This window comes from Telluria sp. ZB2R32, assembly GCF_059685715.1.
In genome coordinates, this window is record NZ_JCASIG010000004.1 from 160374 (window position 1) to 173343 (window position 12970).

General features: G+C 65.3%; 6 protein-coding genes. 5 read left to right on the forward strand and 1 reads right to left on the reverse strand.

Annotated features, from left to right (window positions below):
- Positions 1-473: 473 nt before the first annotated feature.
- Positions 474-1565 carry a uroporphyrinogen decarboxylase gene (gene hemE / locus AC56LG_RS13145; RefSeq protein WP_497166529.1) on the reverse strand — a complete coding sequence of 364 codons (1092 nt, stop codon included), beginning with the start codon at positions 1563-1565 and terminating at the stop codon, positions 474-476.
- A gap of 133 nt (positions 1566-1698) precedes the next feature.
- Between hemE and AC56LG_RS13150 the strand changes: the two genes are divergently transcribed.
- The 5 genes from AC56LG_RS13150 (at position 1699) to AC56LG_RS13170 (ending at position 12965) form a co-directional block, all read left to right on the forward strand.
- Positions 1699-3636 carry a dipeptidyl-peptidase 5 gene (locus tag AC56LG_RS13150; RefSeq protein WP_497166530.1) on the forward strand — a complete coding sequence of 646 codons (1938 nt, stop codon included), beginning with the start codon at positions 1699-1701 and terminating at the stop codon, positions 3634-3636.
- Positions 3637-3656: 20 nt separating this feature from the next.
- A complete protein-coding gene (locus tag AC56LG_RS13155) occupies positions 3657-7790 on the forward strand; it encodes a DEAD/DEAH box helicase (protein ID WP_497166531.1) in 4134 nt (1377 codons plus the stop codon).
- A 160-nt stretch (positions 7791-7950) separates the two neighbouring features.
- The gene (locus AC56LG_RS13160; RefSeq protein WP_497166532.1) at positions 7951-9885 is read left to right on the forward strand and encodes a DUF885 domain-containing protein; all 1935 of its coding nucleotides are present in this window, start codon (positions 7951-7953) and stop codon (positions 9883-9885) included.
- A 199-nt stretch (positions 9886-10084) separates the two neighbouring features.
- Complete coding sequence (locus AC56LG_RS13165; RefSeq protein WP_497166533.1) at positions 10085-11569, forward strand: alpha/beta hydrolase; 1485 nt, start codon at positions 10085-10087, stop codon at positions 11567-11569.
- Between the two features lie 115 nt (positions 11570-11684).
- The gene (locus AC56LG_RS13170) at positions 11685-12965 is read left to right on the forward strand and encodes a ferritin-like domain-containing protein (RefSeq protein WP_497166534.1); all 1281 of its coding nucleotides are present in this window, start codon (positions 11685-11687) and stop codon (positions 12963-12965) included.
- Positions 12966-12970: the final 5 nt, after the last annotated feature.

The window sequence follows — 12970 nt, forward strand, 5'->3', positions numbered from 1 at the left end:
CCAAAATCAAGATCGAATAAACCATTTATATTCAATGACTTGCGAATGTGGAAGTAGTCCACAGCAACTCGCTTCCTGCAGTGCAACGATTGTGTATAACTACCTTTTTCTTTGTGTAAATGCTTGAGTAACATGAACATTTAAACAAGACTCTGCGATGCCATACGTAAGTACTTGTCAAAGCAGGAGTTTTTATGGCTGATCCAGACGGCCTGTGCATAACTTTGTGAACAAGGACCGGGAAACTGCGATTTCTCTGGCGGAAGACTAGCTTCCGCGTGGTTATGTGCATTTGGATTTAAAGATAAATCCCAGCAATTTCAACCACTTATGATTTCCCCGGCACCAGTGCACCTGTCCACAGGATGGAATCTGATGCTTTCACAACATGTGAACAAGTGTAGTATTCTATGCATCGCGGGTGCCTTTGACGGGGTAAACACAACTGCCGCAGCGCAGCATCGGGAACAGCTTCAGGCAGCGATGCCCTGGCGTTGCCGGCGGCTGAAGTCATGCACCGCTTCGACCATCGCCGTGACCGATTCCGGCGGCGTGAATTGCGAAATGCCGTGCCCCAGGTTGAAGACGTGGCCGGAACCCGCCGTCGGCGCACCATACGCCGTCAAGGAGCGTTCCACCTCCGCGCGGATCTGTTCCGGCGCGGCGAACAGGATGGCGGGATCGAGGTTGCCCTGCAGGGCGACGCGGTCGCCCACCAGCGCGCGCGCGCGGCCCAGGTTCACGGTCCAGTCGAGGCCGAGCGCATCGGCGCCGCAGTTCGCCATTTCGTCGAGCCAGATGCCGCCGCCCTTGGTGAACACGATCGCCGGGATGCGTACGCCATCCTTTTCGCGCTGCAGCTGCTGCAGCACGCGCTCCATGTAGCGCAGCGAGAATTCCTGGTAGGCGCCGTCGGCCAGCGCACCGCCCCAGGAGTCGAAGATCATCACCGCTTGGGCGCCGGCGTCGATCTGGGCGTTCAGGTAGCGCGCCACCGCGGTGGCGTTGATGTCCAGGATCCGGTGCATCAGGTCGGGGCGCGCGTACAGCATCTTTTTGATGGTGTGGAATTCGCGCGATCCCTGTCCCTCGACCATGTAGCAGGCCAGCGTCCAGGGGCTGCCGGAAAAGCCGATCAGCGGCACCCGGCCATTGATCTCGGTGCGAATTTGCGTGACGGCCTTGAAGACATAGTCGAGCGATTCCATATCCGGTACGTTCAGGGCCAGCACATCGGCCTCGCTGCGCAGCGGACGCTCGAATTTCGGCCCCTCTCCTTCGGCGAAATACAGGCCCAGGCCCATCGCATCGGGGACGGTCAGGATGTCCGAGAACAGGATCGAGGCGTCCAGCGGATAGCGGTCGAGCGGCTGCAGCGTTACCTCGGTCGCGTAATCCGGATTCTTTGCCAGGCCCAGGAACGAGCCGGCGCGCGCGCGCGTGGCGCGGTATTCCGGCAGGTAGCGCCCCGCCTGCCGCATCAGCCACACGGGCGTGTACTCGGTCGGCTGGCGCAGCAGCGCGCGCAGGAAGGTGTCGTTCTTGAGCGGGGCAAATTGTGGCATGGCTGACAATGGTGGACGTCGGAGGACGGCTATTATCGCATCCATTGCCGCCCTCTGCGACAGGGCACGAACAGCGCCCACCGGCGCCGGCTCTTATAATGCAGTTCCACTTTCATACGCTAGATTAACCACCATGACCGAGCCGACCCGCAAGCAGGCCGCCCCCAGCGGCACCTGGACTTCCCCGATCAGCGCCGCTGTCGTCGCGGCCGGTGCCGTGCCGCTGTCGCAGATCGCGCTCGACGGGCGCGACGTGCTGTGGCTGGCGGGCCGCGCCAGCGAAGCGGGCCGCACCACGCTGCAGCGCCTGCGCGCCGGCGCCACGACCGAGGTGACACCCGCGCCATTCAACGTGCGCACCCGCGTGCACGAATACGGCGGCGGCGCCTATGCCGTCGATGGCGCCACGGTCTGGTTCTCGCACTTCGCCGACAATCATTTGTACATGGTCGAGGACGGCGCCGAACCGGTCGTCGTCACGCGCGAGGAAGCCGTGCGCTACGCCGACTTCGTGCCCGACCGCGCACGCAACCGCCTGGTCGCCGTGCGCGAAGACCACCTGGCCGGCGAAGCCTATCCGGTCAATACCATCTGTGCGGTCGGCTTCGATGGCGTCGAGACCATCCTGGTCGACGGCAACGATTTCTATGCGGCGCCGCGCCTGTCTCCCGATGGCCGCCAGCTGGCCTGGCTGTGCTGGGACCATCCGCGCATGCCGTGGCAGGGTACCGAACTGTGGGTGGCCGACATCGCCGCCGACGGGTCGCTGGTCGACGGGCGCCTGGTCGCCGGCGGCCTGGACGAGTCGATCTGCCAGCCCGAATGGTCGCCCGGCGGCTTGCTGCATTTCGTCTCGGACCGCAGCGGCTGGTGGAACCTGTATCGCTTCGAAGGCGGGGTCGTGCATCCGCTGTGCCCGCGCGAAGCCGAGTTCGGCGGGCCGCAGTGGAACTTCGGCGGCTCGATGTACGGTTTCCGCTCGGACGACGAAATCGTCTGCACCTATATCGAGGACGGCATCAGCCGCCTGGGGCGCCTGGCCACACGCGGCTGCAACCTCGAACCGATCGACACGCCCTACCAGGAAATCAAGGAATTGCGCGTCTCTCCCGATGCGGTGCTGGTGCTGGCCGGCTCGCCGACGATCGCGCTGGAACTGGCCCTGATCGACCCGGAGAGCGGCCAACGTAGCGTGCTGGTGCAATCGATCGCCGACTTGCCGGAGTCGGCATATCTGTCGGTCCCGCACAGCATCCGCTACCCGAGCATGGGGGGCCGCAGCGCCTATGCGTTCTACTATGCGCCGGCGAATGGCGGCTTCGAACTCCCGGCCGGCGAATTGCCGCCGCTGATCGTCATCGGCCATGGCGGCCCGACCAGCATGGCGACCAGTACATTAAAACTGGCGACGCAATTCTGGACCAGCCGTGGCTTCGCCGTGCTCGACGTGAACTATGGCGGCAGCTCGGGCTTCGGGCGCATCTACCGCGACCTGCTGAAAGGCCAGTGGGGCGTCATCGACGTCGAGGATTGCGTGGCCGGCGCGCGCCACCTGGCCGAACAAGGCGTGGTCGACCCCGAACGCCTGCTGATCCGCGGCAGCAGCGCCGGCGGCCTGACCACGCTGAACGCCCTCACCTTCCACGACGTTTTTAAAGCCGGCGCCAGCTATTACGGCGTATCGGACCTGGCCGGGCTCGACGCCGACTCGCACAAGTTCGAATCGCACTACAACGAATACCTGATCGCGCCCAAGGCGCAGGCGCAAGCCGTCTACCGCGAACGCTCGCCGATCCACCATACCGATGCCTTGACGCGGCCGATGATCTTCTTCCAGGGGCTGGACGACAAGGTGGTGCCGCCGCAGCAGTCGGAGACGATGGTCGACGCCCTGCGCGCGCGCGGCGTGCCGGTGGCTTACCTGACGCTCGAGGGCGAGGGTCACGGCTTCCGGAAGGCCGAGAGCGTGGTGCGCACGCTGGAAGCGGAACTGGCGTTCTACTTGCGCGTGTTCGGCATCGCCCTGCCCGCAGAGCTTCCGCGCCTGGAGATCGAGAATTTAGCTGCATGAGTGGCTACATGAGTGACTGCATGAGCGACGCGTCCCTGCTATATCGGTTCGAGCAGTGCTCGGCGGTCCCGAAGACCATCCTCGCCGTGCTGGCCCTCGCCGGCGAGCCGCTTGGCCGCACGCGCCTGGGCGAGCAGCTCGACGCGCTCAGCGTGGTCGATTCGGACCAGCACCTTGCCGATTGCCTGGCCATACTCGCCGAGGGCGGCCTGACCAGCATGGTCACCGGGCGCGGCACCGTCGTCAAACCCGAGATCGCCTGGCCCGCGATCGACTTCCTGTTGCGTAGCGGGCGTTTCAATGAAATGCGCGAGATCTACGACGTGTTCAATCCGCTGCGGCGTGACTGGCAGGGGGTCCCGGTGCTGCGCAGCTATCGCCAGGGGGTGGCGCTGCTGCGCATGGCATTGATCGGCGGCGACGGCCCGAAATCGGTCGCGCCGCTGTTGGGCGCCTGCCTGCGCTGCCATGAAGCGGCCTACCTGCATCCGCTGGTCGACATCTGCGCGCGCCCGTTCGAGCCGGACCTGATCGATCGCATCAATCCGGCGCTGCGCGACGAGGTGCTGGCGGTGTTGATCAACCACGCCCAGCGCGAGCCTGCGATGGCGCCGGCGATCCGCGCCTATACCGAAGCCTACGTGGCGCAGGGCCACGCATCGATGGAATTGCGGGTCGCCCTGGCCGAGCACCTGATCCTGTGCGGCCGCCTCGATGATGCCGCCACGCTGCTGCAAGACCTGGACGATTCCGCCGCGCTGTTCTACCGCAGCGTGCTGCTGCTCCTGCGCGACCACATCGACGAGGCGCTGGCCGGCTTCGACGCGGCCTTGAAACAGCTGCGGCGCGAAACGGGCCGGCGCAAACAGGTCTTCGCCGGCATCGGTGGCCACCTGTACGTGGCGGCGCTGCTGCGCCGTGGCGACGCCAAACATCAAAAAGCGGTCGACAGTTATCTCGACAGCGCCACGCGCGCCGTGCAAAGCCACGACACGGCGGTATATCAACAACTGAGCATGCTGCGCCAGATCCGCGGCGGCACGGTCGACGCCGAAGTCCTGCCCTCACGGAATTGGGAAACAGCGCTGCAACCGGTCATGTTCCGCGCGCTGCTGCACTGGTGGCTCGGCATGCCGCAGTTGTCAAGCCAGCGCGCGCGCCTGGAAGAAGCGCTGGCGCAGTCGGAAGCCGCCGGTTTCGATTTCATCAGCAGCCAGCTGGCCGCCATCCTCGGCCAGCTCGGGGCCGTACACCACGAACAGCGCGCCATCGCCCTGCGCCAGCAGCATCGCTTCACCGACATGACCCACTGGTTCGAGCGCGAGCAGCCGTGGGAGCGCCAGCTGAACGCCCTCATCAACCTGCAGCCGGCGGTGAACGTCGAGGTCGTCAAGGAGTCGCGCCTGGTCTGGCTGATCCGCTACGACGAGCACCTGGGCGTGCAGGAACTGGAACCGCGCGAACAGAAACGCGACGCGCAAGGCGCCTGGAGCCGCGGCCGCCCGATGGGGCTGAAGCGCCTGACCGAAGACGCGGCCACGCTCGACTTCCTGACGGCCCAGGATGTGCTGGCAGTGTCGAACATCGGCGCCTCGCGCCAGTACTACGGCAGCGGCCTGCGCTACGAATTCGACATCGGCAAGACGCTGGCAGCCCTGATCGGGCACCCGCTGCTGTTCTGGTTCGATGCGCCCGGCACCCGGGTCGAGCTGCTGCCGGGCGAACCGGAACTGCTGGTGAAAGCGGCGCGCGAGCACGTGACGATGTCGCTGCGCCCGCCGGTGAATGAAGCCAGCGGCGACGTGGTCGTCGCGCGCGAAACGCCGACCCGCCTGCGCGTGGTGCGCGTGCGCGACGAGCACCGCCGCATCGGCGCGATTGTCGGCGAAGCGCTGGTGGTGCCATTGGAGGCCGAGGTGCGCGTGCTGCAGGCGATCGGCGCGATCTCGTCGATCGTCACGGTGCAGTCGGACATCGGCGCCAGCGCCGCCGACATCGAGCGTATCGCCGCCGATGCGCGCTTGCACGTGCATCTGCTGCCATACCAGCACGGCTTGCGCATGCGCATCCTGGTGCGCCCGCTGCCGAATAGCGGCGCCTATTACGCGCCCGGCAGCGGCGCCGAGCGCGTGATCGCCGATTTCAATGGCATCCGCACCGAAGCGAAGCGCGACCTGAATGCCGAACGCGAAGCCGAGCGCCAGCTGGTCGGCGCCTGTCGCGCGCTGGAAGGGGCCGAGGAAGAGCACGGCGAATGGCTGCTCGGCCAGCCGATCCAATGCCTGGAACTGGTGAGCGAACTGCAGGAATGCGATCCGGCACAGGTGGTGATCGCCTGGCCCGAGGGCGAGCCGTTCCGTGTGAGTAAAAAGGTGGCTTCCGAATCCGTACGCGTCAGCATCAAGCGCGATAAAGACTGGTTCGCGGCGAATGGCGACGTCGCCATCGACGAAGGCCGCGTGATGGATTTACGGGCCCTGCTCGACAAGGTGCGCAGCAGCGAGGGACGTTTCGTGGCGCTGGGCGACAACCAGTTCCTGGCATTGACCAACGAACTGCACCGGCGCCTGCTCGACGTCGCCGCGTTCACCGATGCCGACGGCGAAGTCTTGCGCGTGCATCCGCTGGCCAGCTTCGCGCTGGAAGAACTGGCGCTGGGCGCCGGCGGCGTCGAGGCCGACAAAGCCTGGCGCGCGCACATCAAGAAGATGGCGGACACCGCGGCCTACACGCCGCAGCTGCCGTCGACCTTGCAGGCCGAACTGCGCGATTATCAGAGAGAGGGTTTCGACTGGCTGGCGCGCCTGGCGCACTGGGGAGTCGGCGCCTGCCTGGCCGACGACATGGGCCTCGGTAAGACCCTGCAGGCGCTGGCGCTGATGCTGCTGCGGGCGCCGAACGGCCCGACACTGGTGGTGGCGCCGACCTCGGTCTGCACCAACTGGATCGCCGAAGCCGCACGCTTCGCGCCGACGTTAAAGATCAAACTGTTCGGGCCGGGCGAGCGCGCGCCGATGATCGAGGACGCGGGCGCCTTTGACGTGATCGTCGCCAGCTATGGCTTGCTGCAGCTGGAAGCGCCGCTGTTCGCCAGGAAGCGCTGGCATACGATCGTGATGGACGAGGCGCAATCGTTCAAGAACGCGGCCACGCGCCGCTCGCAGGCGGTGATGGCGCTGCAGGGCGACTTCAAAATGGTGGCCACCGGCACGCCGCTGGAAAACCACTTGGGAGAGTTGTGGAACCTGTTCCGCTTCATCAATCCGGGCTTGCTCGGCACGGCCGACCAGTTCCAGTTGCGCTTTGCCGGCCCGATCGAAAAAGCCCAGGACAAACGTGCCGAAAGCGCGGCGCGCGCACGTTTGAAACGCCTGACGCAGCCGTTCATCTTGCGCAGGACGAAAAGCCAGGTGCTGACCGAACTGCCGCCGCGTACCGAGATCGTGCTGCCGGTCGAACTCAGCGCGGAGGAGACAGCGCTGTACGAATCGCTGCGCCGTGAAGCGCTCGATAAACTGGCCTCGCTGGAAGCGCCGCAAAGCCAGAAGTCGATCGCGATCCTGGCCGAGATGATGCGCTTGCGCCGCGCCTGCTGCAATCCGGCGCTGGTGGCGCCCGGCCTCGGTATCCCGAGCAGCAAGCTGGCCACCTTTGCGCATCTGCTCGATGGCTTGCTCGAGAACCGCCACAAGGTGCTGGTGTTCAGCCAGTTCGTCGACCATCTGTCCCTGATCCGCAAGCACCTCGATGCGCGCGGCATCCGCTACCAGTACCTCGACGGTTCGACGCCGATGCAGGAACGGAAAAAGCGCGTGGATGCCTTCCAGGCCGGAGAGGGAGATCTGTTCCTGATCAGCCTGAAGGCGGGCGGGGTCGGCATCAACCTCACCGCTGCCGACTATGTGATCCACATGGACCCGTGGTGGAATCCGGCGGTGGAAGACCAGGCCTCGGACCGCGCCCACCGCATGGGGCAGCAGCGGCCGGTGACGATCTACCGGCTGGTGGCGAGACATACCATCGAAGAGGGCATCGTCGACCTGCACCGCCACAAGCGCGACCTGGCCGACAGCCTGCTCGAAGGTGGCGACCTGTCGGCGCGCATGGCGCCGAACGAGATGCTGGCCATGCTGCAGCAGGGGCTCAGTGGCTGACTGAGTGGCTGAAGCACCAGGCGCTACTCTACATTTGTTACAAACCGGGAGAGGCAGGGCGCGCCGAAAAAATGCTAATCTGGCGCGCTGCCGCGGCTGCTGTTCTCTAAAAAAGCAGTCGCGGGCTCACCCGACATCTCCATCTTTACGGGCCGAACACATGATCAAAACGAAACTCGCGCTGGCAGCCATGATCGCCAGCCTCGCGCTGGCGCCCGCCAGCGCCAAGCAAACGGGCAGCTCGAAGCCGAAGGCGGCCAAGGTCGTCAAGTCCAAAGCATCGGCGAAACGCGCCGCCGCTCCTGCCGCAAAGGGCAAGGCGTCCAAGGGCAAACCGGTCAAGGGCAAGGCTGCTGCCGCTGTCGTCGCTACCGGCGCCGCGGTCGCAGCGGCGCCGGCCCAGGCTGCGCCGTCGAACGAAAAGCGCCTCGATCGCCGCGCCGATAGCCTCAGCATGCAGTACCTGACCGCCCTGTGGCGCGTCGATCCGGAAGGGGGTATCGCGGTCGGCAAGTTCGACGCCGCCGCCAACCTGACGATCCCGGACGCCGCGACGCGCGCCAAAAAGCTCGCCTTTGCCGACGAGTGGCTCGACAAATTCCGCAAGATCGATTCGCGCCAGCTGTCGCCGCGCCAGCGCACCGACCTGGCGCTCCTGATCAACAAGCTCGAGAACGACCGCTGGCGTTTGACGACGCTGCGCGAGTTCGAATGGAACCCGGCGCAGTACAACATCGCGCAGCCGCTCGACCTGATCCTGAATACCGACTACGCCGCAAAGCCGCAGCGCCTGCGCACGATCCTGAAACGCCTCGACAACGTGCCAGCCTATTACCAGGCGGCGCAGGCGTCGATCATGAATCCGACGCGCGAGCACACGCAGCTGGCCATCTCGCAGGCGCCGGGCACGCTGGTGGTGCTGGCCGACCTCGGCCTGGCCGCACAAGGCTCGATCCTGAACGCGCGCGAAAAGGCGTTGTTCGCCCAGCGCATCGCCGAAGCCGGCAGCGCGGTGCTTGGCTATGTCGACTTCCTCACCAACCTGGAAAAGACGCAGGCGGCGAGCGGCAAGGCGCGTCCGTTCCGGCTCGGCAAAGCCCTGTACGAACAGAAGTTCGCGCTCGAGATCCAGTCGGCCAGCAGCGCCGAGCAAACCTACCGCAAGGCGCTGGCCGCGCGCGAAGAACTGCTCACGCGCATGAACGCGATCGCCGACGAACTGTGGCCGCGCTACATGGCCGATACCCGCAAGCCGAACGACCGCTTCCAGAAGATCGGCCTGCTGATCGACCGTCTATCAAACCGCCACGTCGCGCGCGAAAACTTCTTCCCCGAGATCCGTCGCCAGATCCCCCAGTTGCAGGACTGGGTGATCAAGAACGATTTATTAACGCTCGACCCCGATAAACCGCTGGAAGTGCGCGAAACGCCGCTGTACCAGCGCGGTGTGGCCGGCGCCAGCATCGACGCGCCCGGCCCTTACCGGCCGAAGGACAAGACCTATTACAACGTGACGCCGCTGGATGGCTTATCGAACGAGCAGGCCGAGAGCAGCCTGCGCGAGTACAACGAATGGATCCTGCAAATTCTGAACATCCACGAAGCGATCCCTGGCCACTACGCGCAACTGGTGCACGCCAACCGCTCGCCGTCGCTGGTCAAATCGCTGTTCGGGAATGGCGCGATGGTCGAAGGCTGGGCCGTCTACGGCGAGCGCATGATGCTCGAATCGGGCTATGGCGGCAATGCGCCCGAGATGTGGCTGATGTACTCGAAGTGGAATCTGCGCAGCGTCACCAACACCATCCTCGACTACTCGGTGCACGTGAACGGCATGGGGCGCGAGGAGGCGCTCGACCTGTTGACGCGCCAGGCCTTCCAGACGCGCCAGGAAGCCGTCGAAAAATGGCGCCGCGTGCAGCTGTCGTCGGTGCAGCTGACCAGTTATTTCAGCGGCTATGCCGAGATCATGGAATTGCGCGAGCAGCGCCGCCAGGCGCTGGGCGACCGTTTTAATCAGAAGCAGTTCCATGACCAGTTCCTCAGCTATGGCAATGCACCCGTGAAAATGATTGCGGAGCTGATGCGCGATTGATGTGCGATTGATGCGCGCGTAACGACAGCAAAAACCGGAGCTTTGCCTCCGGTTTTTTTTTACGCCATGCCATGCAAGCGTTGCAGTCCGGTCACGCAATCATGCTTCGCTTACATTGTTCCGTATTTAACTCTAGAATGAAAACCACCACGCGGACCCTGGTTTCGCTGTGCAAAACAATATTTATGGAGACAAATCGATGAACAAGCAGCTCAGCATTTTTGCATCATGCCGCTTCCTTCCACCGCTGCTGGCGACGCTCGCCCTGTCCGCCTGCGGCGGCAGCGACGACACGCCGGCGCGCGCACCGCAGGCGACCGTAACACCGGTCCCCGTCGCGGTCGTACCCGAATCGACCCGCGCCCAGGATGCACGCACCTTCTCGGTGGTGCAGACGGCAACCACCTTCGCCGCCCTCGCAGGCAGCCCCGAGACCGACCGCTGGGCGGGCGTCCTCAACAATGCCAGTTACCAGATCGAGGTGCCGAGGAACTGGAACGGCATGCTGGTGATGTATGCGCACGGCTATGCGGGCGAAGGCCCGAACCTGTCGGTATCTCCGCCGGCGATCCGGCGCCACCTGCTGAGCCAGGGCTATGCCTGGGCGGCGTCGAGCTACAGCAAGAATTACTATGACGTGCGCGCCGGCGTGGAAGACACCAATGCGCTGGCGCTCGCCTTTGTCGGCATCGCGGCCCAGAACGGCCGCACCCTGGCCGCGCCATTCAAAACCTATATCACCGGCGTGTCGATGGGGGGGCATATCTCGGCCGCCGCCGTGGACGAGGAAAACATCGCCACCGCCGTCAACCGTATCCGCTACAACGGCGCCGTGCCGATGTGCGGCGTGCTGGGCGACACCGAACTGTTCGATTATTTCGCCGCCTACCAGACGGCCGCGATGCAGGAAGCCGGCATGCCGGCGACCAGCTGGCCGGTGGCGAACTGGGCGACCATTGGCCCGCAGGTGCAGGCGAAAATGTTCACTACCTTCCCGAGCGTCACCGCGCCGACCACGGAAGCCATGCGTCTGAAGCAGATCGTCCAGAACCTGACCGGCGGCCCGCGTCCGCTGTTCGACTACGCCTACGCCAGCCCGTTGCAAGCGACCGTCTGGGGCACCTTCGGGCGCGACGGCAAGGTCAACGGCATCCTCAACGAAGACCTGGTGTCGACCCGCGACATCGTCTACCAGCTCGACGGCGATCCGGCCCTGAGCGCCGCGGAGCAGGCGTATAACGCATCGATCTACCGCGTTCAGGGTTCAGCGGAGGCGAACCGCCTGCGCCGCGACGGCCTGCGCTGGATTCCGAAGACGAACGCCCAGATCAAGGTGCCGGTGGTGACGATCCACACCCTGGGCGATATGTACGTGCCATTTAAAATGGAGCAGATCTATAAACGCCGCGCCGACGCGCTCGGGACCGCGAACCTGCTGGTGCAGCGCGCGATCCGCGGCATCAGCCACTGCGATTTCACGATCGCCGAGCAGGTCGCCGCTTTCGAGGCGATGGTGAAATGGGAACAGCAAGGCGTGAAGCCGGAAGGCGACGACGTCTTGAGCCCGGCGGTGGTGGCCGATCCGAAGTACGGCTGCAAGTTCACCAACAACACGCCATCCGAGGGAGACAGCGCCACGCTGCTGAACACGCGCCGCTCGCTGCCGCAGTGCACCGGCTCGTAAGCGCGCGCGGTTGAATGAAAGCCGGCCGGCATACGTCGGCCGGCTTTTTTCATGGCCGCCGGTTGAACGCGTGGACTCGCGCAGCCGCACACCCCGCTTCCGGTATAGTGACCGCATGAACCTCCCTACGCCAACCGACCAGCACGAAGTACGCGTCAACGACCGCGAACAGCTGATTTATCTGCTGACCGAAGCGGCCGAGATCGAACACGGCCTGATGTGCACCTACCTGTACGCCGGCTGGAGCCTGAAGCAATCCGTGGACGAAGGCGTGACGCCGGCCCAGCTCGAAGCAATTGCACGCTGGCGCAAGGAGATCCGCAGCGTCGCCATGGAAGAGATGGCGCACCTGGCCACCGTCAACAACCTCCTGATGAGCATCGGCTCGCCGCCGCACTTCCGGCGCCAGAATTTTCCGGTGCCGGCGGGATATCACCCGGCCAGCCTGGTGGTGCGCCTGGCGCCCCTGAACCGCGACACCCTCGCCCACTTCGTCTACCTGGAACGCCCCGAGGGCATGGAGATGGCGCAGGCGCGCGGCTTCGAATCGGCCGTCGCCTATGAACGCCGCCCGTACGCGACCCGGCTCACGCCCACGGCGGAAGACTACGACACGGTCGGCCACCTGTACCGCGGCATCGGCCAGGGGTTTCGCCATCTGGCCGAGCGCCTGGGCGAGCGCGCCCTGTTCGTGGGCGGCGCCGAGGCGCAACTGGGACCGGCCATCATGGCCCTGCCCGGCCTGGCCACGGTCACCGATCTGAAGAGCGCACTGCAGGCGATCGACGTGATCGTCGAACAGGGAGAGGGCGGCCGCCACGACAGCGAGGAATCGCACTATACGCGCTTCGTGGCAATGGCAGGCGAATACGACGCTTTCCTGCGCGCCGATCCCGGCTTCGTGCCGCACCGCCCCGTTGCCGCCGACCCGCTGATGTTCGCGCCGATCGGCGCCGCAGCGGGCTGCCACGTCAACGCCCGCGACAGCGCGCGCGTGCTCGACCTGGCGAACGCCACTTACGGCCTCATGCTGCGCCTGCTGGCGAGCGGCACCGGTACCGCCCAGGGCACGGCGGCGCGGCGTGGGGAGATCGACGGCGCCGTCGGCCTGATGCATGTGCTGAACGCGCTCGCCGTGCTGCTGACGACCCTGCCGGCAGGCGCCGCGCCGACCCCGCACGCGGGGATGAATTTCCATTTGCCGCGCAGCGGACTGGCCCTACCGCAGGCGGGCGCCGGCGCGGCGCTGCTGGCCGAACGCGCGCATGAACTCGCGCTCGGGATCGACGCGCTGGCCACATCGGTGCCGGGCCTCGATGCAAAACTGGCCGCACCATTGCGCGAAGTGGCGGCAGCGCTGACCGTGCCTGCGCCGCACAACCCATCATCCTTTTGACCTTT